This window comes from Streptomyces sp. NPDC030798, from assembly GCF_055572275.1.
The window spans coordinates 668,967-694,269 of record NZ_JBVIDR010000002.1 but is presented as its reverse complement, the minus strand read 5'-3'; the positions used below and the strand labels follow the sequence as shown (position 1 = coordinate 694,269).

At 74.1% G+C, this 25,303-nt stretch carries 22 protein-coding genes and 1 pseudogene; 14 read left to right on the top strand and 9 right to left on the bottom strand.

Annotated features, from left to right (window positions below):
- The first annotated feature begins 35 nt into the window (after nt 1-35).
- A complete protein-coding gene (locus tag ACZ404_RS07615; protein WP_468436903.1) occupies nt 36-1,061 on the top strand; it encodes an MBL fold metallo-hydrolase in 1,026 nt (341 codons plus the stop codon).
- A pseudogene (locus ACZ404_RS07610) lies at nt 1,062-1,310 on the top strand (nuclear transport factor 2 family protein); the annotation flags it as partial. It abuts the gene before it with no gap.
- Here the strand turns inward: ACZ404_RS07610 and ACZ404_RS07605 are convergent.
- From ACZ404_RS07605 to ACZ404_RS07585, 5 genes are all read right to left on the bottom strand, one after another.
- Nucleotides 1,252-2,718: an FAD-dependent oxidoreductase gene (locus tag ACZ404_RS07605; RefSeq protein ID WP_468436901.1), complete on the bottom strand. Its 1,467-nt coding sequence runs from the start codon at nt 2,716-2,718 to the stop codon at nt 1,252-1,254. The pseudogene ACZ404_RS07610 and the gene ACZ404_RS07605 overlap by 59 nt on opposite strands.
- Nucleotides 2,711-4,246, bottom strand: a complete 1,536-nt coding sequence (locus ACZ404_RS07600) for an MAB_1171c family putative transporter (protein WP_468437190.1) — start codon at nt 4,244-4,246, stop codon at nt 2,711-2,713. The genes ACZ404_RS07605 and ACZ404_RS07600 overlap by 8 nt, the downstream gene beginning before the upstream one ends.
- Complete coding sequence (locus ACZ404_RS07595) at nt 4,246-4,845, bottom strand: hypothetical protein (protein ID WP_468436899.1); 600 nt, start codon at nt 4,843-4,845, stop codon at nt 4,246-4,248. Before ACZ404_RS07595 ends, ACZ404_RS07600 begins: the two co-directional genes overlap by 1 nt.
- Nucleotides 4,842-4,994, bottom strand: a complete 153-nt coding sequence (locus ACZ404_RS07590; RefSeq protein WP_468436897.1) for a hypothetical protein — start codon at nt 4,992-4,994, stop codon at nt 4,842-4,844. Before ACZ404_RS07590 ends, ACZ404_RS07595 begins: the two co-directional genes overlap by 4 nt.
- Before the next feature lie 132 nt (nt 4,995-5,126).
- Nucleotides 5,127-5,708, bottom strand: coding sequence for an XRE family transcriptional regulator (locus ACZ404_RS07585; RefSeq protein WP_468436895.1), 582 nt, complete (start codon nt 5,706-5,708; stop codon nt 5,127-5,129).
- 249 nt (nt 5,709-5,957) lie between these two features.
- Between ACZ404_RS07585 and ACZ404_RS07580 the strand changes: the two genes are divergently transcribed.
- The 8 genes from ACZ404_RS07580 to ACZ404_RS07545 all read left to right on the top strand — a co-directional run bounded on the left by ACZ404_RS07580 (nt 5,958) and on the right by ACZ404_RS07545 (nt 15,304).
- A complete protein-coding gene (locus ACZ404_RS07580) occupies nt 5,958-6,974 on the top strand; it encodes a hypothetical protein (protein ID WP_468436893.1) in 1,017 nt (338 codons plus the stop codon).
- Nucleotides 6,975-7,357: 383 nt separating this feature from the next.
- On the top strand, nt 7,358-8,590 hold the full coding sequence (locus ACZ404_RS07575) for a prenyltransferase/squalene oxidase repeat-containing protein (RefSeq protein ID WP_468436891.1): 1,233 nt from the start codon (nt 7,358-7,360) through the stop codon (nt 8,588-8,590).
- On the top strand, nt 8,587-9,252 hold the full coding sequence (locus tag ACZ404_RS07570; RefSeq protein WP_468436889.1) for an SCO2322 family protein: 666 nt from the start codon (nt 8,587-8,589) through the stop codon (nt 9,250-9,252). The genes ACZ404_RS07575 and ACZ404_RS07570 overlap by 4 nt, the downstream gene beginning before the upstream one ends.
- Nucleotides 9,245-10,330: an energy-coupling factor transporter transmembrane component T gene (locus ACZ404_RS07565; RefSeq protein WP_468436887.1), complete on the top strand. Its 1,086-nt coding sequence runs from the start codon at nt 9,245-9,247 to the stop codon at nt 10,328-10,330. The genes ACZ404_RS07570 and ACZ404_RS07565 overlap by 8 nt, the downstream gene beginning before the upstream one ends.
- Nucleotides 10,327-12,654 carry an ABC transporter ATP-binding protein gene (locus tag ACZ404_RS07560; RefSeq protein ID WP_468436885.1) on the top strand — a complete coding sequence of 776 codons (2,328 nt, stop codon included), beginning with the start codon at nt 10,327-10,329 and terminating at the stop codon, nt 12,652-12,654. Before ACZ404_RS07565 ends, ACZ404_RS07560 begins: the two co-directional genes overlap by 4 nt.
- A complete protein-coding gene (locus tag ACZ404_RS07555; protein WP_468436883.1) occupies nt 12,651-13,523 on the top strand; it encodes an ECF transporter S component in 873 nt (290 codons plus the stop codon). Before ACZ404_RS07560 ends, ACZ404_RS07555 begins: the two co-directional genes overlap by 4 nt.
- A gap of 351 nt (nt 13,524-13,874) precedes the next feature.
- A complete protein-coding gene (locus tag ACZ404_RS07550) occupies nt 13,875-14,291 on the top strand; it encodes an aggregation-promoting factor C-terminal-like domain-containing protein (RefSeq protein WP_468436881.1) in 417 nt (138 codons plus the stop codon).
- 332 nt (nt 14,292-14,623) lie between these two features.
- Nucleotides 14,624-15,304: a YoaK family protein gene (locus ACZ404_RS07545; protein ID WP_468436879.1), complete on the top strand. Its 681-nt coding sequence runs from the start codon at nt 14,624-14,626 to the stop codon at nt 15,302-15,304.
- 113 nt (nt 15,305-15,417) lie between these two features.
- Here ACZ404_RS07545 and ACZ404_RS07540 read toward each other — a convergent pair whose 3' ends face one another.
- Nucleotides 15,418-16,653 (bottom strand): cytochrome P450, encoded by a 1,236-nt coding sequence (locus ACZ404_RS07540; RefSeq protein ID WP_468436877.1) that lies wholly within the window; start codon nt 16,651-16,653, stop codon nt 15,418-15,420.
- A 262-nt stretch (nt 16,654-16,915) separates the two neighbouring features.
- Between ACZ404_RS07540 and ACZ404_RS07535 the strand changes: the two genes are divergently transcribed.
- Entirely contained in the window at nt 16,916-18,085 is a 1,170-nt protein-coding gene (locus ACZ404_RS07535) for a steroid 3-ketoacyl-CoA thiolase (protein WP_468436875.1), read from the top strand.
- Nucleotides 18,086-18,196: 111 nt separating this feature from the next.
- Here the strand turns inward: ACZ404_RS07535 and ACZ404_RS07530 are convergent, their stop codons facing one another.
- Together ACZ404_RS07530 and ACZ404_RS07525 are read right to left on the bottom strand one after the other, a co-directional pair.
- Nucleotides 18,197-19,738 carry a glycosyltransferase family 39 protein gene (locus tag ACZ404_RS07530; protein ID WP_468436873.1) on the bottom strand — a complete coding sequence of 514 codons (1,542 nt, stop codon included), beginning with the start codon at nt 19,736-19,738 and terminating at the stop codon, nt 18,197-18,199.
- Complete coding sequence (locus ACZ404_RS07525) at nt 19,686-21,749, bottom strand: bifunctional glycosyltransferase 87/phosphatase PAP2 family protein (protein ID WP_468436871.1); 2,064 nt, start codon at nt 21,747-21,749, stop codon at nt 19,686-19,688. Before ACZ404_RS07525 ends, ACZ404_RS07530 begins: the two co-directional genes overlap by 53 nt.
- Before the next feature lie 430 nt (nt 21,750-22,179).
- On the opposite strand from ACZ404_RS07525, the gene proP reads away from it, so the two are divergent.
- Together proP and ACZ404_RS07515 are read left to right on the top strand one after the other, a co-directional pair.
- Nucleotides 22,180-23,532, top strand: coding sequence for a glycine betaine/L-proline transporter ProP (gene proP / locus ACZ404_RS07520; protein ID WP_468437188.1), 1,353 nt, complete (start codon nt 22,180-22,182; stop codon nt 23,530-23,532).
- Nucleotides 23,533-23,676: 144 nt separating this feature from the next.
- The gene (locus ACZ404_RS07515; RefSeq protein ID WP_468436869.1) at nt 23,677-24,348 is read left to right on the top strand and encodes an O-methyltransferase; all 672 of its coding nucleotides are present in this window, start codon (nt 23,677-23,679) and stop codon (nt 24,346-24,348) included.
- 27 nt (nt 24,349-24,375) lie between these two features.
- Here ACZ404_RS07515 and ACZ404_RS07510 read toward each other — a convergent pair whose 3' ends face one another.
- Nucleotides 24,376-24,768 (bottom strand): FHA domain-containing protein, encoded by a 393-nt coding sequence (locus ACZ404_RS07510; RefSeq protein WP_468436867.1) that lies wholly within the window; start codon nt 24,766-24,768, stop codon nt 24,376-24,378.
- Nucleotides 24,769-24,867: 99 nt separating this feature from the next.
- On the opposite strand from ACZ404_RS07510, the gene ACZ404_RS07505 reads away from it, so the two are divergent.
- Nucleotides 24,868-25,302, top strand: a complete 435-nt coding sequence (locus ACZ404_RS07505; protein ID WP_468436865.1) for a DnaJ family domain-containing protein — start codon at nt 24,868-24,870, stop codon at nt 25,300-25,302.
- Nucleotide 25,303 lies beyond the last annotated feature (1 nt).

The following is a 25,303-nucleotide window of genomic DNA, read 5'->3' as shown; positions in this document are numbered from 1 at the left end:
GTTGCTGTGAGCAGTGGCCGTACGGCGGAGGACAGATGGTGACGACGTTCGAGCACGGTGGAGGCGTTCGCTCCGTGGCGGTGCCCATTCCGGACAATCCCCTCGGCCACACGCTGGTGTACGTGGTGGACACCGACCGGGGTCCCGTGCTGGTCGACACCGGTTGGGACGATCCCGCGTCCTGGGACACCCTCGCGGCGGGACTGGCCGCCTGCGGTACGGCGGTGGCGGAGGTGTACGGCGTCGTCATCACGCATCACCACCCGGACCACCACGGCCTGTCGGCCAGGGTGCGGGAGGCCTCCGGCGCCTGGGTGGCGATGCACGCCGCCGACACCGCGGTGGTGCGGCGCACCCGGGAGGCCCGACCGGAGCGCTGGTTCGCCTACATGAGCGCCAAACTCGAGGCGGCCGGCGCCCCCGAGGAGCATCTCGCGCCGCTCCGCACCCCGCGCACCCGCGGCCTGCCCGGCCTCTCCCCCGCCCTCCCGGACCGGGAGATCGTCCCCGGCGAGCTGCTGGACCTGCCCGGCCGCAGGCTGCGCGCGATCTGGACCCCCGGCCACACACCGGGCCACGTCTGCCTGCACCTGGAGGAGGAGCATCCCGGCCGGCTCCCGGGGCACGGCCGGCTGTTCTCCGGTGACCACCTGCTGCCGGAGATCACCCCGCACATCGGCCTGTACGAGGATCCGGACGACGCGACCGCGACCGACCCCCTCGGCGACTACCTGGACTCCCTGGAGCGGGTGGAGCGCCTCGGCCCCGCCGAGGTCCTCCCCGCCCACCAGCATCCCTTCACCGACGCGCCCGCTCGGGTACGGGAGTTGCTCGCGCATCACGAGGACCGGCTCACCGGCCTGCTGGCCCTGCTGTCGGAGCCGCTCACGCCCTGGCAGCTGGCCGAGCGGATGGAGTGGAACCGGCCCTGGGCCGAGATCCCGTACGGTTCGCGCAACATCGCCGTCTCCGAGGCGGAGGCGCATCTGCGCCGCCTGGTGAAACAGGGCCGGGCGGAGCCGGTGGCGGGGACCGAGCCGGTGGCGTACCGCGCGTTGTGATCGGACCGGCTCTCGCGCCGCCTGATGTCCAACATCCTGGTCACGGTGACCGGCCGGACCACGGCCACCGCCGTGTCGTACTTCTCGACGTACCGCGTCGACGGATACGCGGGCGGCACGGTGCCCGCCGGGCCGCCCGTCCAGGCCGGTCACTACGAGGACGCCTTCCGCCGCGTCGACGGCACCTGGCTCATCGCGTCCCGGACGCTGGTGCTCCCGTTCGGTGGGCCGACGCCGAAGGCAGGCTGAGGCCCGCCGCCTCCCGTTCGGCGCTGGTCAGCGGGGGGCCGTCCAGCGGGCCCTTGCGGGGGCCGAAGCAGAGCGTCCACAGCATGTCGGGGGCGAAGAGGCGGGCCGGCGGGGTCTTCAGGCTCATCACGTCCAGCAGGCCCCGCAGGGCGCGCGGGTTCTCGGAGCCGGCCGCGACCGCCTTGTCGACGTACGCGGTGAGCAGCCGCTCCACGGCGGTCGGCGGCTGGGGGGCGGCCCCGGGGTAGTACGCGTCCTGGCCCACCGCCAGGTTCCACGCGTTGCCGACCGGGCGGGCCACCGCGCGCTGGATGCGGCGGGCGGTGCCGGGGGCGGTGGGGCCGTGCCGGTCCAGGACCCGGCCGAGGGCCTGCACGCTCTGGGCGGCGACGGAGAGGCCGTGGCCGTAGACGGGGTTGTAGCCGGCGACGGCGTCCCCGATGACCGCGAAGCCGTCCGGCCAGGTCTCGGCGTTCTCGTAGTAGCGGCGGCGGTTGGCGGTGCTGCGGGTGGTGACCGGGTCGGTGAGCGGCTTCGCCCCGGCGATGAGGCGCCCGATGATGGGGTCCTTGAGGCCGGTGAGCGCGAAGTGCTCGAACTCCTCCGGGTCGGCGGTGGGCCGGCCGCCGCGGGTGCCGGAGAGCGTGACCAGCCAGCGGTCGCCCTCGATCGGTACGACGACGCCGCCGCGGCCGGGTGCGTCGCGCGGGTCGGCCTGGACGTTGACGACCGGGTAGCGCAGGGCGGTCGTGTCGGCGGGGGCCGCGTAGACGCGGCTGGCGTAGACGACGCCCGCGTCCACGGTTCGCTCCTCGACCGGCTGGTGGCCGAGCTCCTGGAGCCACTTGTGGGCCTGGGAGGCGCGGCCGCTCGCGTCGAGGACCAGGTCGGCGTAGAGAGTGGCCGGGTGGCCGCCCGGCCGGCTGGACGGCACCCGGACGCCGGTCACCCTGCCCCGGTCTCCGGCCAGGCCCGCCACCCTCGTACCGTCCAGCAGGGTGATGCGGCGGCGGGCGAGCACGTCGGCGCGGATGACCGCGTCCAGCAGGTCCCGGCTGCATACGATCATGTGGTGCCGGGAGTCGGCGAAGCGTCGGAACCACTGTCCCGAGGGAGCCTTGCTCACCAGGTCCGTCATCACGTCGATGAGCCCGGCACCCCGGCCCACCAGCTCCCCGGTGATGCCCGGCAGCAGCTCCTCCAGCGCGGCGACCCCACCCGACCACAGCAGGTGGGCGTGGCGGGCCTGGGGCAGGCCCTTGCGCGGCTCGGGGCCCTGCGGGAGCCGGTCGGCCTCCACGATCGTGACCTCGTGGAAGCGGGTGGCGAGCACGGAGGCGGCCAGCATCCCGGCCGTACTGCCGCCGATGACGAGGGCGGTACGGCGGGTGCGGGGTATGTCAGGCATGTCGGATGAGACCTTCTGTGGCGGCCGCCTGCCGGCGGAGCGATTCGACGACCGACGCGTGGTGGCGCAACGCGAGCGCGATGCACTCCAGTTCGCTGTCGGGGACATGGGTGGGGTGCGGCTCCGCCGGTGAGCCGGCGCCGGGCGGTACGGGCCGGGGGGTGGGGGCCGGCGCGTCCGGGGGCGGGGGTGCGGGCGCGTCTGCGGGTGGGTCCGCGAGAGTGGGCGCGGGCGCGTCCCGGAGGGTGCGTACGGGCGCGTCCCCGAGGGTGGGTGCGGGCGCGTCCCCGAGGGTGGGTGCGGGCGCGTCTCCGAGGACGGGTGCGGGTGCGGCTGTGGGAGTGGGTGCGCTGGCTGCCCTGGGTGCGGCTGCGGCTCCGGGGGTGCGGAGAGCCTGTGTCCGGCCTTCGGGTCGTGGCCGGCGGACGGCCGTGGCCGGTCGCGCGGTCCCCCGCGCCCCTTCGGGAGCGCCGGCCCCCGTCGAAGCGTGCAGGTGGTCAGCCGCCGTCAGGATGTCGACCGCTGCCGCGACGCCGCGGGCCGTGTGCTCCGGGTGGCCGGCCGCTGTGGCCGCGCGGTGGGCCCGGGCTCGGCGGGAGGGGCTGAGGTGGGGTGCGAGTTTGAGGAGGCCGTCGTTGATGGCGGCCCGGCGCAGTTCCAGGCGGAGGGCGGCGCCGCTGACCCTGCCCATGGCGGGGGCGGCCGGCGCGGTGACCGTCAGCATGGCCTGCCAGAGCGGCTTCAGGCGCCGGTGGGCGCGGACCAGCCGTCGGTGTTCCTCGGCCACCGGCCCCGCCTGCCCGGCGATGAAGCCCACCGCGACCAGCCCCGCCTCGGCGATGGCGAACGGCGGCGCGGCGTACGTGGACAGCCAGTCCCAGTCACGGCCGCTCCACCGGGCCCCGATCGCGGCGATCTTGGCGACGTCGAAGATGAACCCGAGCGCGTAGGCGACCTGGAGGAAGACCACGGCTCGGCGCAGCCAGGTGTCCTCGACCTCCTTGAACCAGGCCCACAGGATGCCGGCCGCGACCAGCGCGGACACCATGTGCGCGACCAGGTACAGCATCACGAACTCGCGCATCCAGGGCGTGTTGGCGTAGTACGTGTCGAGGTCCCGCAGCCGCTCCACCCGGTGGTCGCCGAGCAGGAACGTAGTCCACAGGCCGAGGATGATCACGCCGTACGCCATCCACACCGTACGGGTGCGCCGGCGGCGGACCGCGGACGGCGGCTCGCGCCAGGTGATGATCAGCCACAGGCAGGCCCCGCAGTACGCGGTGAGGAGGGAGTAGACCCACAGGCCCGCGAAGTTGGGCACCCCGGTGATCTCGTTGATGCGGTGCAGGTTGCCCGGCGGCAGCGAGGCGAAGACGACGGCACCGATGCCGAGCAGCAGCGCGGTGGCCCGGAGGATCGGGTCCTGCCAGGCGCGCCGCAGCAGCGGCAGCTTGATGACGAAGGCCACCCCCAGCAGCAGCGCGGGGACGGCGTAGGCGGTGAAGGAGCCCGCCAGGTCCCAGCGCATCACGGCCCGCCGATGTTGCCCAGCGAGGACGACAGCCGGCCGGTGAGGGTGTCCTGGGTCAGCCGGCCGGCCGCCGCGCCCGGCCCGACGACCTTGGAGAACTTCGCCGCCAGCCGCAGCCCGCACTCCTCCGCCTCCCACTCCGCCGCCGCGGCCGTGGCGGCCGGCGACCGGGTGGCCATGGCGACGACCTGGTCCCAGGGGATGTCCTCCTCGGCCCGGGACAGCAGCCGGCGGGCGGCGGCGGGCATGCCGGCCGGGTAGTGCACGTCCAGCGTCTGGTAGTGGATGTGGCCGATCTCGTGCCCCGCGATGACGAACTTGTGCGCGTCCGGCGCCCGTTCCTCGACCACGACGATGTACTCCTCGTCCATGGCCAAGGTGACCCCGGAGACGTCCAGGCCGGGCGGGAAGGCGACGAACTTCAGCCGGACCGGGCGGTCCAGCTGGGGGCTGAGCGTGGCGCAGACCGCGTGCAGGAACGCCTTCGGCTCGGTCGGCGGCGTCAGCGTGCGGGCGGTGTCCCGGACGAGCCGGTCGAGGAACCGCTTCGGCGACCTCGTCGGTCTGCGCGACTTCGGCGATCTGTCGGGGCTCATGCGTGGTCCTTGCGGTCGTCGTCCTTGCGGTCGTGGTTCTGGCGGTCGTGGTTCCGGCGGTCGTGGTTCAGGTGGTCGTCGTTCCGGCGGTCGTCGGCGGTCGTCGTCCGCGGGGTCGTGGCCCTGGTGGTCGTGGTCCGTGCCGGCATCGCCCTGCCCCGTCGGGCATCGGCGGGCGTGCGGCGACGATAGGGCCGACAGCGCCGGAACTGCACGTTCCACGAGTGGCAACGATCGTTTACGGCCAGCCCCGGATCACCGGGCGATTCCAGCGGCACGCTTCAGGCGCCGGCCCGTTCGGACGTGATGATCATCTCCGCCAGGTCCGCCAGCGTGGCGAGCTGACGGGCGTTCATCTGCGGGGCACGCGCCGCCAGCCGGACCAGACCGCTCTCGCGCAGCCGCAGCAACGGGTCCGCCTCCGCCTCCAGACTCTGCAGCACCGGCTGCAACGCCTCGTACAGCGCCTCCTGTTCGTCCGCGATGAAGAAGCCCGCCGGCAGCCCGAAGAACCGGCGCAGCCGGTCGGTGTGCTCCAGGCCCGGCATCCCGCTCTTGCGCCACTCGCTCAGCCACTGCCTGCTGGTGCCGGCGATCCGGGCCAGCTCGTCCAGCGAGTACCGCTTGCCGTCGGGCCGCCGCCGCGTCTCGCGGATGAAGTCCAGCCGCTGCCGCACCCGTTGGGCGAGGCAGGCCTCCGGTGCCCGGCCGCCCGAGAGCAGTTCCACGACGACACCGACGGGTATGCCGGTGCGGTGGGAGAGCCCGGCCACGTCCAGGACCTCCGGCAGCCGGCCCGGCCTGCCGGTCAGTTCCCCGAGCCGGTCCAGCGCGTCGGCCAGCGGGCCGTAGGCGTCACTCACCGAGGTCCCCCCTGGGCGTGTCGTCCGTTCCTTGGCTGAGAGCTGCCGAGGCTACCCGGATCCCCGGGCGCCGACCAGACGTGACAACGCCCGCTGCGGAAAGTGGCAGCAATCGTTGACAGTTGAGGGTGCGGTGGGTGAGGATCGGGGCACTGAGAGCAAGATCGACCCGCCCCGGGTGCTGCCTATGGGGGAGCAGCATCCGGGGCGTTACGCTGTCCGCCTTCTCCCCACGAAGGTGAGGCTCCGATGCCTCAGCCCGTCCTTCTTCTCGGGACCGGCCGCCGGGCCGCGTACGCCGAGCATCCGCTGGCGCGGATCGCGGCGGTCCATCCGGTGGTGCTGGTCGACACCGCTCCGCCCGCCTGGGCGCGCCCCTATCTGTCCGGCCACATCGCGGCCGACCCGGGCGGGGAGGCGGTCGTGCGGTACGCGGCACGGCACTCGGTGCGGGGGGTGCTGCCGTGCGGCAGGGAGCAGTTGCCCGCCGCGGCGCGGATCGCCGCCCGGCTGGGTCTGCCCGGCATCCCGGAGGAGACGGCGGAGGCCTGCGCCCGGCCGGCCGCGCTGCAGGCGCTGCTGGCCCGCCACAAGGTGCCGTCGGCCGGCCCGGAGGACATCGAGGGGCAGCGCGTCTTCGTCGAGGCGGTGGTGCTGGACGACGAGATCCGCATCGCCGCGCTCACGCGTACGACCCCGGGCCCGCCGCCCGCCCGGCGGCCGCTGCGGCATGTGGTGCACGCGCACGACGGGCTGCTGCACAACCGCTTCCTGCGGCACACCGTGGAGCGGACGGTACGGGTGCTCGGCCTCGCCCACACCGTCGTCCATCTCGAGTTGCGGCTCACCGAGCGCGGCCCGCGCGTCGCCGATGTCGTCCCGTGCCTGCCGGGCGACCTGATCCCGCTGCTGGTCGAGCACGCCACCGGTGTCGACCTCGCGCGGGCGGCGGCGGGACTGGCCATCGGCAGGCTCCCGGACGTCTCTCCCACCCGCCAGCGGGCGGCGGCGGTCCAGTTCGCCCACCCGGCCTCGACCGGCCGCCTGACCCACCTGGCCGTGGACCCGGCGGTCGCGTGCGAGCCGTTCGGCGACGCGATGGTCCTCACCCGGCGGCCGGGCGACCTGGTCACCGCCGGCTCGGGGGACCGGATCGCGCACTGGGTGGTGGAGGGCGAGGATCCGGCGGAGTGCACCCGCCTCATCGACCGCCTCGCCCGCTACCTGGAGGTCACGGTGACCCCTCAAGTGCCGTGGGCCGCCTAGGCCCTGTCGGGGCCGGGAAGGACCGGCCCCGTACCCGTCCCGCCGTGATCCCGGTCACCGCGCCCCTGTGTGCACAGCCACTCCTCGGCCCGCTGTGAGCTGCCGGTAAAGTGGCGTCGTCGTCATCACACCCGTACGGGGGGAAGCCGGTGCAATTCCGGCGCTGACCCTTCCTCAATTCTCGGCTTCGCTCGAACCGGGAGACACCTTTCCGTGAGCCGTCCGCCCAAGGACGGTGAGCCGGACCGCCCCGCGCGGGACGTTGACCGGCCCGCGTGCTCGGCGACCCGCCGCGCACGGCACCGTCGAGGTTCACGGAGCCGAGCCGCCCGGGGTGTTCCCGTGTGCTGCAGGCTCCCCGTAGGGAGAGGCAGTCGCCCACCATGAACGTCCGCCGCAGTGCCGCGGCTCTCGCCGCGATAGGCGTGCTGGCCGCCGCCGCGCCCGCCACGGCCGCCGGCTCCTCCCCCTCCGCCTCGCCCAAAGTGACGGTCCCGGCGGGGCTGTTCGGCAAGGCCGACCCGACGTACGACGGCGTGTGGCGCCAGTCGCTCGCCCTGCTCGCCCAGCGCACGCTCGGCTACCGGCCCGCCGCCTCCGCCGTCGACTGGCTGCTGGGACAGCAGTGCGACAAGGGCGGCTTCGCCGCGTTCCGGGCGGACACCGCCAAGCCGTGCGAGGGCAAGGGCGGCGCCCAGCCCGACACCAACAGCACGGCCGCCGCCGTCCAGGCCCTGCGGGCGCTCGGCGGGCACGACACCGAGGTCCGCAAGGCCCTGGTCTGGCTGACGACGGTACAGAACAAGGACGGCGGCTGGGGCTACACGCCGAGCAGCCCGAGCGACACCAACTCCACCTCCGTCGTTCTCGGCGCCTTCGCCGCGGACGGTGAGGACTTCGGCCGGCTCCGCGCCGAGCCGGGGACCCCGTACCAGCTGCTGAGCGCGCGGGCCCTGCCGTGCGCCGAGGCCGGCGGTGGCGCCCTCGCCTACCAGCCGGACAAGAAGGGCAGGCTGGTCGCCAACGCGGACGCGACGGCGGCCGGTGTGCTGGGCGCGCTCGGCAAGGGCTTCGTGGTGGAGCCCGGCAAGGCCCGTGCCAAGGCCCCGGTGTGCACGGCCTCCGGCAAGGCCACCCCGGCCCGGGTCGCGGACAACGCCGCCGCCTACCTGGTCGGCGCGGTCGCCCGGACCGGCCACCTCATGTCGGCCCTGCCCGGCGCGAAGGACCAGCCGGACTTCGGCAACACCGCCGACACCGTCGTCGCGCTCGCGGCGGACGGGTGGAGCGCGCAGGCGAAGAAGCCGTACGCCTGGCTGGAGAAGAACGCGGCGCCGTGGGCGCGGCAGAGCGGTCCGGCCGCCTACGCCCAGTTGATCCTCGCCGCGCACGCCGTCGGCGCCGAGCCGCGCGACTTCGGCGGCACGGACCTGGTCCAGGCGCTGAACAAGCTCGGCCCGGCCCCGCAGCAGGCCAGGTCCACCGGTGCCCACCATGCGGCCGAGGACGAGAAGGGCTCCGGCTCCCGTGTCTGGTGGATCGCCGGCGTCTGTGCCGTCGCGGTCGTCGGCATCGGCCTCCTGCTGAGCGGGCGCCGGAAGAAGCGGCAGCCGTGAGCGCCGTCCGCCGTGCCACGGCCGTGCCCGGCGCCGCGTTCGCCCTGCTCGTCGCCGCGTTCGCCCTGCTGGCGGGTGCCGCCCTGCCGGCGCACGCGGCCGGGTACCGCTACTGGTCGTTCTGGGAGCGGTCCGGCGGCCACTGGACGTACGCCACCGAGGGCCCCTCGACCGCCCGTCCCGACGACGGTGCCGTGCAGGGGTTCCGGTTCGCGGTGAGCGCGGACTCGGCGGACGCGACGCGGCCGCGCGGCACGGCGGACTTCGCCACCATCTGTGCGGGTACGCCGGCCGAGCCGGGCACGAAGCGCGTGGCCCTCGTCCTCGACTTCGGCACACCGGCCGACGCCCCCTCCGGGGAGACCCCGCCCGCCCGGCGCACGGCCTGTGCCCGTGTCTCTGCCGACGCGACGACGGCCGAGGCCCTCGCCGCCACCGCCAAGCCCCTGCGCTACGACACCAATGCCCTGCTGTGCGCGATCGCCGGGTATCCGCACAGGGGATGCGGGGAGCAGGTGTCCGGGGCGAAGAAGCCGGCGGCCGGCGGGAAGCCGGCGAAGGGGGACGACGGCCCGTCGCTCGGCCTGCCGATCGGCGCCGGTGTGATCGCCGTCCTGGCCGGTGCGGCGGTGTGGCAGGCGCGGCGGCGCAGGGATGTCTAGCCGGGCCGGGCGGAGTGCGGCCGCCACCGTGCACCCCGGTGCCTGGTGGCTGTGGTCCCTGGGGTTGGGTACGGCGGCGACCCGCACCACCAATCCCCTCCTCCTCGCCCTGCTCATCGCCGTGTCGGGCTACGTCGTGGCCACGCACCGCTCCCCCGCCCCCTGGGCCCGCTCCTACACCGCCTTCGCGAAGCTCGCCGCCGCCGTCCTGCTCGTCCGCCTCCTCTTCGCGACGGTGCTCGGCAGCCCCGTCCCCGGCACCCACATCCTGCTCACCCTCCCCGAAGTCCCGCTCCCGCACTGGGCGCAGGGCATCCGCCTGGGCGGCAGGGTCACCGCGGAGGCGCTGCTCTTCGCCGCGTACGACGGGCTGAAGCTGGCCGCCCTGCTGATCTGCGTCGGCGCGGCGAACGCCCTCGCCGCGCCGTCCCGGCTGCTGAAGTCGCTGCCGGGGGCGCTGTACGAGGCGGGCGTGGCCGTGGTCGTCGCCCTCACCTTCGCGCCGCACCTCGTCGCCGACGTCCAGCGGCTGCGTGCCGCCCGCCGGCTGCGCGGCCGGCCGGACCGGGGCCTGCGGGGACTGCTTCAGGTGGGACTGCCGGTGCTGGAGGGCGCGTTGGAGCGTTCGGTGGCGCTCGCCGCCGCGATGGAGGCCCGGGGCTACGGCCGGACCGCCTCCGTCGCGGCCCCGGTGCGCCGTACGACGACCGCGCTGACCCTCGGTGGCCTGCTCGGCGTGTGCGCGGGAACGTACGGGCTGCTCACCGCGGAGGGCGGCACCTATGGGCTGCCGGTGCTGCTGGCCGGGGTCGTGGCGGCCCTCGCGGGCCTGCGGCTGGGCGGCCGGCGCTCGCCGCGCACCCGGTACCGTCCGGACCCGTGGGGTGCGCGGGCCTGGCTGGTCGCGGGCTCGGGGGCGGCGGTCGCCGCGCTGCTCACGCTGGCCGCCGTACGGGATCCGGACGCGCTGCACCCCGGTGTCGTCCCCCTGGTCGCCCCCGCCCTGCCCCTCTGGCCCGCGGCCGCCGTGCTGCTCGCCCTGCTGCCCGCCTTCGTCGTCCCCAGGGAGTCGTCGTGATCCGCTTCGAGGAGGTCGGCGTCACCTACGAGGGCGCTGCCGAACCGGCCGTCCGGGGTGTGGACCTCGAGGTGGCCGAGGGTGAACTCGCGCTGCTCGTGGGGCCGTCGGGGGTCGGCAAGTCGACCGTGCTGGGTGCGGTCAGCGGGCTGGTGCCGCACTTCACGGGCGGCACGCTGAGCGGGCGGGTCACGGTGGCCGGCCGGGACACCCGTACGCACAAGCCGCGCGAGCTCGCCGATGTGGTGGGCACGGTGGGGCAGGATCCGCTCGCCCACTTCGTGACGGACACGGTGGAGGACGAACTCGCCTACGGCATGGAGTCGTTGGGACTCGCTCCCGGCGTGATGCGCCGACGCGTGGAGGAGACCCTGGACCTGCTCGGCCTCGCCGACCTGCGCGACCGGCCCATCGCCACGCTGTCCGGCGGGCAGCGGCAGCGCGTCGCGATCGGCTCGGTGCTGACGCCCCACCCGAGCGTGCTGGTCCTCGACGAGCCGACCTCGGCGCTGGACCCGGCCGCCGCGGAGGAGGTGCTGGCCGTGCTGCAGCGCCTGGTGCACGACCTCGGGACGACGGTCCTGCTGGCCGAGCACCGCCTGGAGCGCGTGATCCAGTACGCCGACCGTGTCGTCCTCCTCCCCGCCCCCGGCGCCGCCCCGCTCCACGGCGATCCGGCGGAGGTGATGGCCGCGTCCCCGGTGTACCCGCCGGTCGTGGACCTGGGCCGACTGGCGGGCTGGTCCCCCTTGCCCCTGACGGTGCGCGATGCCCGCCGCCGGGCGGGCGAACTGCGGCAGCGGCTGGCGGCGACGGGCCACCGGGGTGCGGATCCGGCGCCGGGGGCGGTGAAGGGCGGCACGGCGGCCGGGGAAGGGTCCGGCGTGGACCGACCCGGCGAAGAAGCGACCGACGCCGGGGGCCGGCCCGCTGTGTACGCGGTCCGCGCCGAGGAGCCGTCGGGCGGGGTCACGGCCGGTGCCCATGACCAAGCGGACGAAAAAGCGCCCCGCGCCGAGGACACACCCCGCCCCGGTCATCGACCCGGCGAGCGCACACCCCGCACCGAGGACCGACCGGCCGAGGACACACCCCGCTCCGGCCATCGACCCTGCGAGCGCACGGCCGGCACCGAGGACCGACCGGCCGAGGACACACCCCGCTCCAGCCATCAGCCCGGCGAGCGCACACCCCGCACCCAGGACACACCCCGCCCCGGTCATCGACCCGGCGAGCGCACACCCCGCACCGAGGACCGACCGGCCGAGGACACACCCCGCTCCGGCCATCTGCCCGGCGAGCGCACACCCCGCACCCAGGACACACCCCGCTCCGGCCATCGACCCTGCGAGCGCACGGCCGGCACCGAGGACCGATCGGCGCCGGGCGGGAGCATGGCCCAGGGCCACGGCCGACCGGGGGCGCGCACGGTGGGTGTCGAGGACCGAGTCGGCGGTCGGCGCCCGGGTGAGGGCACAGCCCCGGGGGCGGTTCACGTCGCCCGCCGCTCGGACTCCTGGCGCCGTCGTCTCTTTCGGCGGGCCGGCGCCGTCCCCGCCCCGGCCGCCGTACCGTACGTCGCCGAGGTGCGGGCGTTGGCCGTGCGGCGGGGGCGGGTCGACGCGCTGCGGCAGGTGGACCTGGCCGTGGCGCCCGGTGAGACGGTCGCGCTGATGGGCCGCAACGGCGCCGGCAAGTCGACCCTCCTCGGCGCCCTGGTGGGGCTGGTCGAGCCCGCCGCCGGCACCGTGCACGTCGGCGGAGCCGTCCCGCACCGGGTGCCGCCCCGCGACCTCGTGCGCCGGGTCGGGTTCGTCCCGCAGGAGCCGCGCGATCTGCTGTACGCCGACACGGTGGCCGCCGAATGCGCGGCGGCCGACCGGGACGCGGGTGCCGTGCCGGGCACCTGCCGGGCCCTGGTGTCCCGCCTGCTGCCGGGCATCACGGACGCCACCCATCCCCGCGACCTCTCCGAGGGCCAGCGGCTCGCGCTCGCCCTGGCGGTCGTCCTGGCCGCCCGTCCGCCCCTGCTGCTGCTCGACGAGCCGACGCGCGGCCTGGACTACGCCGCCAAGGGGCGCCTGGTCACGGTGGTGCGCGAGTTGGCCGCCGAGGGGCACGCGATCGTGCTGGCCACGCACGACGTGGAGCTGGCCGCCGAGATCGCGCACCGGGTGGTGCTGCTCGCCGAGGGCGAGGTGATCGCCGACGGTCCGACGGCGGAGATCGTGGTCTCGTCCCCGTCCTTCGCTCCCCAGGTGACGAAGATCCTCGCTCCCCAGCAGTGGCTCACGGTGTCCGAGGTGCGGAAGGCGCTGGCATGACGACATCGCGGCACCTCTCCGGCCCCGCCGCCCGGGCCGGCGTCCGTCGCCCCTCCCCGGCGGGCCGCGCCGTCCTGCTGGGCCCTCGCTCCCTCGCCGTGCTGGCCCTCGTGAGCGCGGTCGGGCTGGTCGCCTTCTTCTGGCCGTTCCTCGCCCCGCCCACCTCCCGGCTCGGCGCCCACGCGCAGGACGCCCCCTGGCTCTTCGCCGGCCTGCTGGTGCTGCTCGTGGCGGTCGTGGCGGCGACGATCTCGGAGTCGGAGCTCGGGCCGAAGGCCGTGGCCATGCTCGGCGTGCTGGCCGCGACAGGTGCGGCGCTGCGGCCGGTCGGCGCGGGGACGGCCGGGATCGAGCCGATGTTCTTCCTGATGGTGCTCAGCGGCCGGGTCCTCGGCCCCGGCTTCGGCTTCGCGCTCGGCTCGATCACGATGTTCGCTTCCGCGCTGCTCACCGGCGGAGTGGGCCCGTGGCTGCCGTTCCAGATGCTGTCGATGGGCTGGTTCACGATGGGTGCCGGTCTCCTCCCGGCCCCGCTCCGGCTGCGCGGCCGCGCCGAGCTGCTGCTGCTCGCGCTCTACGGCTTCTTCGCCGCCCTGGCCTACGGCACGATCATGAACCTGGCGGGCTGGCCGTTCCTCGACCGCTCGGCCTCCGGCATCTCCTTCGACCCGCAGGCCACGGTCCCGGCCAACCTGGCCCGGTTCGCCGCCTACTGCCTGGCCACCTCCCTCGGCTGGGACCTGGGCCGGGCGGTGTGCACGGTCGTCCTGACGCTGACCCTCGGCCCGGCGGTGCTGCGCGCCCTGCGCCGGGCCACGCGCCGCGCCGCCTTCGAGACCGCGGTCACATTCGCCGCCCCCGACCGGTGAGCCGCACGTGAGCACTCGTATCCACGGGGTGAGGCGGCCGGTGAAGCACCCCACATGACGCAGGTCACCTACGACCGCCGACCGTAGTGGCAAATGTCCGATACATCCCTTCGCGCACCCCTGCTGACCTGCACTTTGAGAGCCACGCCACACAAACGATATTTCCCCTCGATCCGGCCACAACTAGTAAAAGGGGTCATTGCGGACCCACCCGGAGCCTGTTTCTCTGGACGACGTCGCCAGGCGCCACCAGCCCCCACGGGCCGGGGCGCCGACGTATGCGGCCGACCGCGAACCGACACGTGGTCCCGCACATGGGCGCCCCCCTGTCCCCGACGCAAGAGGTTCTCCGTGTCCGTCTCCTTCATCCGCCGCATCGCCTCCCCGAAGAAGGCCCTCACCACCGTCGCCGTGGCCGCCGCCACCGCCGGCATGGCACTGTCCGCGGCTCCCGCCCAGGCCGCCACCCCGGCCTCGGCCTCCTCCGCCCAGGCGATCGCGCACAAGATGATCCCGGACGCCGCGCAGTTCAACGCGTTCAGCAAGATCGTGGAGCGGGAGAGCGGCTGGAACCCCACCGCCACCAACAGCTCCTCCGGTGCCTACGGCCTGGTCCAGGCCCTGCCGGGCTCGAAGATGTCCTCGGCCGGCTCCGACTGGAAGACCAACCCGGCCACCCAGATCAAGTGGGGCCTGGACTACATGAACTCCCGCTACGGCAGCCCCGTGAAGGCCTGGTCCTTCTGGCAGGCCAACGGCTGGTACTGAGCCCACGGCCGGTACTGAGTCGACGGCTCCGAGACGCCCCTCCCCCGCCGCTCCGCGGCTGAACCGCCGCTGACGGCCGCTGGTCCGCTGCCGAAACCACGCACCAGCGCTGCACCGCGCCGCACCGGCGTGCGATCCGGGCGGGCCGCCCGGTACGACCCGCTCCCGCGCGGTCGACGGCCCCTCCTCCACAGCATCCGCACCCTCGCCCCGGCCGGGCGGGGGTGCGCGCGTGTGTGCGGAAGCCGTACAGGCGACGACCGCACCCGCGCGTCCTCCGGCCCCCTGGGCAGGCAGTCCCGGTACTGTGCGCAGGCCGACCCGGAGGAGCCATGAGGACACCGCCCACACGGGACCCGGAGGAGCGCGGGGTGCGGCTGGTGACCGTGCTCCTGGTGCTGACCGTGGTCAGCGGGCTGATCGACGCGGTGAGCTATCTGGGCCTGGGCCGGGTGTTCACCGCGAACATGACGGGCAACGTGGTGGTCCTGGGCTTCGCCGCCGTCGGCGCCCCCGGCTTCTCGGTCCCCAACACGGCGACCTCGCTGCTCCTCTTCCTGCTGGGCACGGTGGCCGGCGGCCGCATGGCGGCGCGCTTCGGCGGCGGGCCGCGCCGCAGGTGGGCCCGGCTGACGCTGGCGGCGGAGGCACTGCTGATCGGCGTGTCGGCGGCGGTGGCCCTTGCCTGGCCGGACACGACCGGGACCCGGTACGCGCTCATCGCGCTCACCGCCTTCGCGATGGGCCTGCGCAACGCGACGGTCCGCAAGCTGGGCGTCCCCGACCTGACCACCACGGTCCTGACGATGACCCTGACCGGCCTGGCCTCCGAGTCCCGCCTGGGCGACGCCACCAGCCCTCGCTCCCCGCGCCGCACGGCCTCGGTGATCGCCATGCTCGCCGGCGCCGCCCTGGGCGCCTGGCTGGTTCTGCACGCCGGCCTGGGCCTCCCGCTGCTGCTCGCGGCGGCCGCGTCGGGAGTGCTGGCCTTCGTGGCGTCGGGGCGGGAGTGAGGCGGCGGACCGGACCTCGGGGGAGGCAGGAACGGGCATAGGGACGGGGTGTTCCTGCCTCCCTCGGGGTGGGCCGGCGGCGCCGGGAGCCGTCGGCCCCGACCGGAGGGCTGTCAGTCCGCTTGCACCTGGAGTTCCTTGACGCCGTTGATCCAGGCCGAACGCAGCCGGCGGGGGTCGCCGGCCAGGCGGAGGGTCGGCATGGCGTCGGCGAGGGCGTTGAAGATCAGGTCGATCTCGAGGACGGCGAGGGACTTGCCCAGGCAGTAGTGCGGGCCTCCGCCACCGAAGCCGAGGTGCGGGTTGGGGTCGCGGGTGATGTCGAAGGCGTCGGGGTCGGTGAAGACGTCGGGGTCGTGGTTGGCGGAGGCGTAGAAGAGGCCGACCCGGTCCCCCTTCCTGATCTTCGCGCCGCCGAGTTCGGTGTCCTGGGTGGCCGTCCGCTGGAAGGAGTTGACCGGGGTCGCCCAGCGGACGATCTCCTCGGCCGTGGTCGCCGGACGCTCGCGGAGAAAGAGGTCCCACTGGTCGGGGTGGGTGAGGAAGGCGTGCATGCCATGGGTGATGGCGTTGCGGGTCGTCTCGTTGCCGGCCACCGCGAGCATCAGCACGAAGAAACCGAACTCGTCGGAGTTGAGGTTGCCCTCGTCCTCGGCGGCGACCAGGGTCGTCACGATGTCGTGGGCCGGGCACTGCTTGCGCTCGGCGGCCATGTTCATGGCGTAGGCGATGATCTCGGCGGCGGACTGGGCGCCGACCTCCTCGGTGATGGCGTACTCGGGATCGTCGTAGGCGATCATCTTGTTGGACCAGTCGAAGATCTTGGAGCGGTCCTCCTGGGGCACGCCGATCAGCTCGGCTATGGCCTGCAGGGGCAGTTCGCAGGCGACCTCGGTGACGAAGTCGAAGGGTCCGGAGCGGGCGCGGGCGGCGGCGACTATGGCCCCGGCGCGGGAGCGGAGCCGGTCCTCCAGGGCGCGGATGGCGCGTGGGGTGAAGCCGCGCTGCACGATCTGGCGGACCCGGGTGTGCTCGGGCGGGTCCATGTTGAGCAGGATCAGCCGCTGGGCGTCGATCGCGTCCCGTCGGATGTGCTCGTTGAAGCGGATGATCGCGGTGTTGAGGGTGGAGGAGAACAGCTCCGGGTGCGTGGAGACGTACCGGACGTCCGCGTGCCGGGTCACGGCCCAGTAGCCGGTGTCGGCGAAGCCCGCGAGGCCGTGGGGCTGCGGGATCCAGCGGACCGGTTCGGTGCGGCGCAGCTCGGCGAACTCGGGGAGGGGCACGCGGTGGTGCAGCAGGTCGGGGTCGGTGAAGTCGAACCCGTCGGGCAGCGCGGGGCAGTGCATCGGCGACTCCAGCCATCTGACGGACCATCAGTGGGGTGCCGTGAACGTAGTAACGGGTTCTAGAAGTAGCAAGACATGTGTCGGCCCGAATCGCATGGGCGCCGCGGACGGTTCGCACCTTCGGCCGCTGCACGACCCTTGCGGCGGTGGACGGTGTGTCAGCAGACTGCATGCCAGAACTAGTACGCGTTCTAGTTCTGCGTGGCGGGCGGGCCGGGACGCCTCCGCGCCGCGCGGGCGACCGAGGAGAGGACGCACCCCCATGGCCGCGGAACCCGTGATCGTCGAAGCCGTACGCACCCCGATCGGCAAGCGCGGCGGCGCGCTCGCCCATCTGCACCCCGCCTATCTGCTGGGCGAGACCTACCGTGAACTCCTCGGCCGCACCGGCATCCCCGCCGACGCGGTCGAGCAGATCGTCGGCGGCACGGTGACCCACGCCGGCGAGCAGTCCATGAACCCCGCGCGCACCGCGTGGCTGGCCATGGGGCTGCCGTACGAGACGGCGGCGACGACCGTGGACTGCCAGTGCGGCTCCTCGCAGCAGGCCTCGCACATGGTGGCCAACATGGTGGCGGCCGGGGTGATCGACGTCGGGATCAGCTGCGGTGTCGAGGCGATGTCCCGGGTGCCGCTGGGCTCGGGGTCGAAGCACGGGCCGGGCAAGCCGTTCCCGGACGAGTGGAACGTCGACCTGCCCAACCAGTTCGAGGCGGCCGAGCGGATCGCGCGGCACCGGGGGCTGACGCGGGAGGACGTGGACGCGCTGGGGCTGCTCTCCCAGGAGCGGGCCGCCCATGCCTGGGCGGAGGAGCGCTTCAAGCGGGAGACGTTCGCCGTGCAGGTGCCGACCACGGAGGAGGAGCAGCACGCCGGGCAGGGCATGTGGCGGCTGGTCGACAAGGACGAGGGGCTGCGGGACACCTCCTTGGAGGCGCTGGCGGGGCTCAAGCCGGTGATGCCGACGGCGGTGCACACGGCCGGGAACTCCTCGCAGATCTCGGACGGGGCGGCAGCGGTCATGTGGGCGTCCAAACGGATGGCCCGGGCACTGAAGCTGAAGCCCCGCGCTCGCATCGTGGCCCAGGCCCTGGTGGGTGCCGATCCGCACTTCCACCTCGACGGCCCCGTCGACGCCACGAAGACCGTGCTCGGCAAGGCGGGGATGTCACTGAGGGACATCGACCTGGTGGAGATCAACGAGGCCTTCGCCTCCGTCGTCCTGAGCTGGGCCCGGGTCTTCGAGCAGGACCTCACCAAGGTCAACGTCAACGGCGGCGCCATCGCCCTCGGTCACCCGGTCGGCGCCACCGGCGCCCGCCTCATCACCACCGCGCTGCACGAACTCGAGCGCGCGGACAAGGAGTTCGCCCTCATCACGATGTGCGCGGGCGGCGGCCTGGCAACGGGCACGATCATCCAGCGGCTTTGACTTGCCCCTCGGGCTGAAGCCGAGGATTCCGGCCTTCTCGACCGGGTGCCGTGCCCTACGCGGCACGGTTTCCGGTCAGGGATCCGGGAGGTCGGTGCGAACCGGCCGGTCTCACCCCCCGCAGCGCCCCCGCCACGCGTACACGGTCACCTCGGCCCCCCGCACCCGGATCCGCTCGCACACCTGGAAGTGGCTGCGCAGCTCCTCCCGTTTGGCGGCCTCCTGGGGGAAGGGGTCGAGGGGCTGGTCGGGTGGGTCGGAGAGGGCGATGATGCGGGGGGTGGCGCGGATGCGGTGGTGCAGGGTGGGGGGCGGGAGTTCGGTGCCCTGGAGGGTGCCGGAGGCCGTCGGCGACCGGGCCAGGGCCAGGTCGTTCAGGCGGGCGTAGAGCGTCGGGCTGGAGAGGAGCCATTCGCGGCGGCGGGCCGGGAGGAACAGGACGCCGTCGCCGGGGTGGGCGACCCGCGCGACCGCCCGGGAGACGGCGAGGACGTCGTCCTTGCGGCTCTCCGGGGAGCGCACCAGCAGCGACCAGGGAAGCAGGACCGCGATCGCCGTCACCGAGGACAGTGAGGCGGTCAGGATCCGTGGCCCGGGGGCGAGCCGGCGCCACCACCCGGCCGCCCGGTCCAGCGCGGCCCCGGTCAGCAGGGCGAGGCCGGCCATGCCGTAGAGGACGTACCGGTCGACGTACCAGGGCCGGGCCAGGGACACCGTCATCAGCAGTCCCGCCGGGGCCACCAGCAGCGGAAGGGCGAGCCGCACCAGGACAGCCCGTCCGGTGTCCGTGCCGCGCAGCAGCAGGCGGGCGCACAGGGCACCCGCCGTCACCATCGCCGCGTACTGCAGCCACGCCATGAGGCTCGCGCGGCCGAGCCAGCCCAGTTGCCGGTCGGCCTGGCCCGCGCTCACCGCGGCCAGCGGTGCCAGTGCCAGCGCGACGACGGCGCAGGCCGTGCCCCAGCGGCGCCACACGGGGCGCGGCACCCGCAGCCACCACAGGGTCAGCGCGTGGGCCACCAGCACCAGGGCGGCGAACTCGTGCAGCCAGCCCGCCAGGGCGAGCGCCGCCGCGTACCCGGCCCACCACCGGCGCCGCTCCGCACCCACCCCGCGCAGGAAGAGGTACGTCGCCCAGGTGACCCCGGCCGTGACGAGCGCGTAGGAGCGGCCCTCCTGCGCGTACTGCTGGGTGACCGGCAGCAGCGCGAGGACGAGCCCGGCGAGCACCCCTGCCCGGGGGCCCGCGAGCCGTGCGCCGATCGCGCCGACCCCGGCCGCCGCCAGGGCGGTGGCCAGTGCCGAGGGCAGGCGCAGGGCGACCGGACCGCCGTCCCACACCGCGAAGACGGCGTGCAGGAGCAGGTAGTACAGGCCGTGCACCGCGTCGACGTGGCCGAGCAGGTGCCACAGTTGCCCCAGGGAGCGGTGGGCCACCTGGTAGGTGACCGACTCGTCGCGCCACATGCTGCCGTGCCGGTCGATCCCCCACAGTCCGAGCGCGAGCGCGGCCACCGCGGGGACGAGCACGGGCACGGCCCGCGCCGGCGGGGGCTCGGCGATCCGCGTGCCCGCCTCCTGCCGCGGCGGGCGCCGCAGATCAGGGTGGCGAGCGATGGTGTCCTCCCGGGACGTGCCCACCGTGCTCGGCACCCGGCCGGTGGACGGCGGGTTCCGGCCGGTGTCGGCCGGCTTCCGGCACCGCGAGCGCGCGCGGCCCCGAGAGCAGACGGGTCGCGGCGAAGCCGGCGCCGACCACCATGGCACCGCCCACCGCGTCCAGCACCCAGTGGTTGGCGGTCGCCACGATCGCGGAGACCGTGAGCAGCGGGTGCAGCAGGCCCAGCACCTTCAGCCACCCCCTCGGCGCCACCACCGCGATCACGATCCCGCACCACAGCGCCCACCCGAAGTGCAACGACGGCATCGCCGCGTACTGGTTGGTCACCGCCGTCATGGCGCCGTAGCCGGGCCTGGCCAGGTTCTGGGCGCCGTGCACCGTGTCGACGAAGCCGAGCCCGGGCATCAGCCGCGGCGGCGCCAGCGGGTAGAGCCAGAAGCCCACCAGGCCGAGGAACGTGGCGAAGCCGAGGCTGGTGCGCGCCCAGCGGTAGTCCACGGGCCGGCGGACGTACAGGACGGCGAGGACGGCCAGCGGCAGCACGAAGTGGAACGACTCGTAGTAGAAGCCGAGGAGGCCGTTCAGCCAGGGCCGTGCGACGGCGGTGCGGTTGGCCCAGTGCTCCACGTCGAGGGACAGGGCCCGCTCGAGGGAGTGGATCTGGTGGCCGTGCGCCTCGGCGGCGGCCCGGCTGCCCTGCGCGGCGAGGCGCACCGAGGAGTAGACGGCGTAGGTGACGCGGATGAGCAGCAGTTCCAGCAGCAGGCTGGGCCGGCTGAGCACCCGGCCGAGGGACGGCAGCAGGGGGACGTGCCGGGAGCGGGCCGGCGCCGGCGCGGCGTACCGGGTCGGGATCGGCGCCCGGTAGTACGGCGAGGTGCGGGGCAGAAAGGGCACGGCGACGGCGGCGGCCAGGGCCGCGAGCAGCACCAGGTCGTTGCGCAGCGGGTACACCGCCGGGATGTTCGGCAGCATCATCCTCGCCGGGAGGGTCATCACCAGGACCACGGCGACCGGCCAGACGTACCGGTCCGAGGCCCGTCTGCCGACCCGGCCGACGACGGCGAGCAGCACCCACAGCAGCTGGTGCTGCCAGGTGGTCGGGGAGACGGCGACGGCGGCGCAGCCGGTGACGGCGACCGCGAGCAGCAGCTGGCCGTCGTGGGCGTAGCGGACCGCGCGGCGCAGGGCGAGGGTGCTGACGGCGGCGCCGAGCAGCAGGAAGAGGGTGATCTCCAGCGGGCCGGTCGGGCCCAGGCGGAGCAGGGCGCCGTGCAGGGACTGGTTGCCGAGACCGTCCGCCTTGCCGCCGAGGCCGACGCCGGCCATGTGGTGCACCCAGTAGGTGTAGGTGTCGTGCGGCATCGCGGCCCAGGCGAGCGCGGTGCCGGCGGCGAAGACGCCCACGGTGGACAGCGCGGCCCGGCGGCGCCCGGTGCACCACAGCAGCGGGGCGAACAGCAGCACGGTCGGCTGGAACGCGGCGGCCAGGCCGATGCACAGCCCGCTCGCCCGCTGCCCGCGCACGGTGAAGCAGCCGAGCAGCACCAGCAGGACCGGGATGATGCTGGTCTGGCCGAGCCACAGGGCGTTGCGGACCGGCAGGGACAGCATGAGCAGGCTGATGGCGACCGGCGCGGCGAGCTGCGCGGTGCGGCGGCCGACCGGCGGGGGCAGTGCGCGGGCGGCGACCAGGCCGAGGGCGGCCACCAGGAGCAGGGTGCCGAAGGTCCAGCCCCAGCCGAGGGCTTGTTCAGCCGAACGAGTGAGGGGCTTGAGGACGAGACCGGAGAACGGTGTGCCGGTGAAGCGCGTCGAGTCGTACAGCGAGCCGTTCACGTGGAGGACGCCGTGGGGGCCGACCCAGGTCTCCAGGTCGGTGAGGCGTTCGCCGCTCGGGGTGGTCAGCACGAGGGCCATCTGCCGCAGCGCGAGGATCGCGGCCACGGCCCACAGCGCGAGCCGGGCGGCGCGCAGGCGCAGGTCCGGCGCGGCCGGTCCATGGGCTTGTGCCGGTCGCCCGCTGTGCTCCACGTCCGCCACGCCTGGTCGGCCTCCCGCCGCGTCGTCCCGGGCGTCACCGCACCGGTTCCCGCGCACCCTCGTACGCCTCACTCTGTCCGGATGACCCAGATGGCCCCGATGGCGCAAATAGCCCAGATGGCCGGGATGCTCTGAATCGCCGGGATAATCCGGATGACCCGGAAGACGATAGTCCGCGCGCGTTGCGGTTGCTTGCCCGTGACGCGAGAAGGATCACAGCGAAGGACCGGAATGGCTGCCCGGAAGCGGACAGACGTACCTGCGTACGCATCGTTTGGCTGCACTGTGCATCGACTCGCGTACACGACGTGAGGCACCCAACGCCGCCTATGGTCGCTTTTCGGCCCTGCGTCACCGCCGCCGTCCGGGTCGCGTCCCTGTCCCCGTCGAAAGGTAGGCGAGCCCCGTTTTGGCGACCGCCGCAGCCGTCATCCCGCATGAGAAGACCCGCCGGGCCGCGCAGGCCACCGGCGTCACCGTCACCGACCCCGCGCTCGTCAGGCGCGCCGTGAAGGCGGCCGCGCTGGGCAACGCGATGGAGTGGTTCGACTTCGGCGTCTACAGCTACATCGCGGTCACCCTCGGCAAGGTCTTCTTCCCCTCCGGCAACCCGACCGCCCAGTTGCTGTCCGCCTTCGGCGCCTTCGCCGCGGCCTTCCTGGTCCGCCCGCTCGGCGGCATGGTCTTCGGCCCGCTCGGCGACCGCGTGGGCCGCCAGAAGGTCCTCGCCCTCACCATGATCATGATGGCGGCGGGCACCTTCGCGATCGGCCTCATCCCGTCGTACGCCTCGATCGGCGTCGGAGCCCCGCTGCTCCTGCTGGCCGCCCGGCTGGTGCAGGGCTTCTCCACCGGCGGCGAGTACGCGGGCGCGTCGACGTTCATCGCCGAGTACGCGCCGGACAAGAAGCGCGGCTTCTTCGGCAGCTGGCTGGAGTTCGGCACGCTGGCCGGCTACATCGGCGGCGCCGGCCTGGTCACCGTGATGACGGCCCTGCTCTCCTCGCACGACCTCACGTCCTGGGGCTGGCGGATCCCGTTCCTGATCGCGGGCCCGATGGGCGTCGTCGGCCTCTACCTGCGGATGCGCCTGGAGGAGACCCCGGCGTTCGCCGCCGAGGTCGAGAAGGCGGAGGCCGCCCGGCCGAAGGTGCCGCTGCGCGAGATGGTCAGCGGCCAGTGGCCGGCGCTGCTGCTGTGCATGGGCCTGGTGCTGGTCTTCAACGTCACCGACTACATGCTGCTGTCGTACATGCCGAGCTACCTGACCAGTGAGCTGAAGTACGACGAGACGCACGGGCTGCTGGTGGTGCTCGGCGTGATGGCGCTGATGATGATCGTCCAGCCGTTCGCGGGCGCGCTGACCGACCGGGTCGGCCGCCGTCCGGTGATCGCCGCGGGCTGCGCCGGCTTCCTGTTCCTCTCCGTCCCCGCCCTGCTGCTGATCCGCCAGGGCAGCCTGCCGGCCGTCGCGCTGGGCATGGGGGCGCTGGGGCTGCTGCTGGTCTGCTTCACGGCGGCCATGCCGGCCGCGCTGCCCGCTCTCTTCCCGACCCGGGTGCGCTACGGCTCCCTGTCCATCGGCTTCAACGTGTCGGTGTCCCTGTTCGGCGGGACGACCCCGCTGGTCGTCACGGCGCTGATCGGGGCGACCGGGAACATGATGATGCCCGCGTACTACATGATGGCCGCGGCTGTCGTGGGCGGATTCGCGGTGTGGCGCATGGCGGAGTCGGCGGGGCGCCCGCTGCCGGGGTCCGCGCCCGCGGTGGCGGAGCGCTAGGGCCTGCCGTCCGGATCAGGCCGGGCGGGCGAGGACCGCGCCCGGTCGGCAGCGACGCCGGAATTGATCCCCCGTCGGCCCCTCCCGGCTGAGACGATGCAGGGTAAGCGCAGACACTCGGCACTCGGGAAAGGCAGCAGACTCATGAGCGGGTCGCAGCACTGGGACGACGTCGACACCTACTTCAGCAACCGTCTGTCACCGGACGACGATGCGCTCCAGGCGGCCCTGCGCGACAGCGAGGCCGCGGGGCTACCGCACATCAGCGTCACCGCACCCCAGGGCAAGCTCCTCCAGCTGCTCGCCCAGATCCAGGGCGCCCGCAACATCCTGGAGATCGGCACCCTCGGCGGCTACAGCACCATCTGGATGGCTCGAGCCCTGCCGGCCGACGGCAGGCTCATCTCGCTGGAGTACAGCGCCAAGCACGCCGAGGTCGCCACCCGCAACCTCGCCCGCGCGGGCCTGGACCGGGTGGCGGAGGTGCGGGTGGGCCCGGCCCTGGAGTCGCTGCCCAAGCTCGCCGACGAGAACCCGGCCCCGTTCGACCTGGTCTTCATCGACGCCGACAAGGGCAACAACCCGCACTACGTGGAGTGGGCGCTGCGGCTGACCCGCGCGGGCAGCCTGATCGTCCTGGACAACGTGGTGCGCGGCGGGCGGATCGTCGACGCCGGCAGCACCGAACCCGACATCGTCGGCACCCGCGCCGCCCTCGACCTGATCGCCACCCACCCGAGGCTCACCGGCACCGCGCTCCAGACCGTGGGCAGCAAGGGCTACGACGGCTTCGCGCTGGCCCGGGTGCTGGCCTGAGCCGGGCCCGGGGCCCACGCCCGGGGCTCATACCTCGTGGTAGAAGCCCACGTTGACGCTGCGCGGCTCGGTGCGGTCCTGGATGATGATCTCGCCCGCACCGCCGCGCGGCAGCGTCACGCTGCCGCCGTAGGCGATGGTCTGCGCGTACTCGCCGACGGTCAGCCGCACCTCGGACGACGGCTCGGCCTGCGAGCCGCGCAGCCACACCACCTGCCAGGCGCCGTCGGGGCCGCACTGGAACTCCAGGTGCACCCGGGAGACGAACAGCCAGTCCTCGGGGGTGACCAGCCGGCACACGGAGGCGTCCCGGCCCACTCGCAGCACCGCGCCCGGCTCGCTGGGCGCGTCGGCCATCGTCATGCCGGCCGTGGCACCCGTGTCGGCCGCGGAGACGGCGGCCATGGTGAGTTCGAGCACGTGCGTTCCCCCTGGGACGTTCCTGTGCGGTGGCCGAATTGCCGCACCGCCGCCGCATGATAAAACGCCCGGCGGGGCCATGTCCGGCACAATGGGCTCATGACCGAGCGCAAGCCTCCGGGGGTGCCGTTCGAGTCCTGGGTGGACAAGCAGATCCGGGACGCCCAGGGACGCGGCGAGTTCGACCGGCTGCCGGGCGCGGGCGAGCCGCTGCCCGCGGAGCTGGAGTCCACGTACGACGAACTGTGGTGGGTCAAGCGGAAGATGGCCCGCGAGGGGCTCGCCGTGCTGCCGCCCGCGCTGGCCCTGCGCAAGGAGGCCGAGGACGCGCTCGCCGCGGCCTACGCGGCGCCCTCGGAGCGGATCGTCCGGAAGATCATCACCGACGTCAACGTGAAGATCCGCGACATGATGTTCAAGCCCCCGCCCGGCCCGCCGCTCGGCAAGAAGCCGTACGACGTCGAGGAGGTCGTACGGGAGTGGCGCCGCCGCCGCGCCGAGGTCACGGGGGAGTTCCCGGGCCCGCACGGCTGAC

Bases quoted from the DNA above. Each gene is read 5' to 3' on its own strand.
- ACZ404_RS07555 (WP_468436883.1), top strand. From the start codon at position 12,651: ATGACGACATCGCGGCACCTCTCCGGCCCCGCCGCCCGGGCCGGCGTC.
- ACZ404_RS07615 (WP_468436903.1), top strand. From the start codon at position 36: ATGGTGACGACGTTCGAGCACGGTGGAGGCGTTCGCTCCGTGGCGGTG.
- ACZ404_RS07580 (WP_468436893.1), top strand. From the start codon at position 5,958: ATGCCTCAGCCCGTCCTTCTTCTCGGGACCGGCCGCCGGGCCGCGTAC.
- ACZ404_RS07515 (WP_468436869.1), top strand. From the start codon at position 23,677: ATGAGCGGGTCGCAGCACTGGGACGACGTCGACACCTACTTCAGCAAC.
- ACZ404_RS07600 (WP_468437190.1), bottom strand. From the start codon at position 4,246: ATGCGCTGGGACCTGGCGGGCTCCTTCACCGCCTACGCCGTCCCCGCG.
- ACZ404_RS07595 (WP_468436899.1), bottom strand. From the start codon at position 4,845: ATGAGCCCCGACAGATCGCCGAAGTCGCGCAGACCGACGAGGTCGCCG.
- ACZ404_RS07545 (WP_468436879.1), top strand. From the start codon at position 14,624: ATGAGGACACCGCCCACACGGGACCCGGAGGAGCGCGGGGTGCGGCTG.
- ACZ404_RS07575 (WP_468436891.1), top strand. From the start codon at position 7,358: ATGAACGTCCGCCGCAGTGCCGCGGCTCTCGCCGCGATAGGCGTGCTG.
- ACZ404_RS07505 (WP_468436865.1), top strand. From the start codon at position 24,868: ATGACCGAGCGCAAGCCTCCGGGGGTGCCGTTCGAGTCCTGGGTGGAC.
- ACZ404_RS07535 (WP_468436875.1), top strand. From the start codon at position 16,916: ATGGCCGCGGAACCCGTGATCGTCGAAGCCGTACGCACCCCGATCGGC.
- ACZ404_RS07590 (WP_468436897.1), bottom strand. From the start codon at position 4,994: ATGCCGGCACGGACCACGACCACCAGGGCCACGACCCCGCGGACGACG.
- ACZ404_RS07605 (WP_468436901.1), bottom strand. From the start codon at position 2,718: ATGCCTGACATACCCCGCACCCGCCGTACCGCCCTCGTCATCGGCGGC.
- ACZ404_RS07540 (WP_468436877.1), bottom strand. From the start codon at position 16,653: ATGCACTGCCCCGCGCTGCCCGACGGGTTCGACTTCACCGACCCCGAC.
- ACZ404_RS07565 (WP_468436887.1), top strand. From the start codon at position 9,245: ATGTCTAGCCGGGCCGGGCGGAGTGCGGCCGCCACCGTGCACCCCGGT.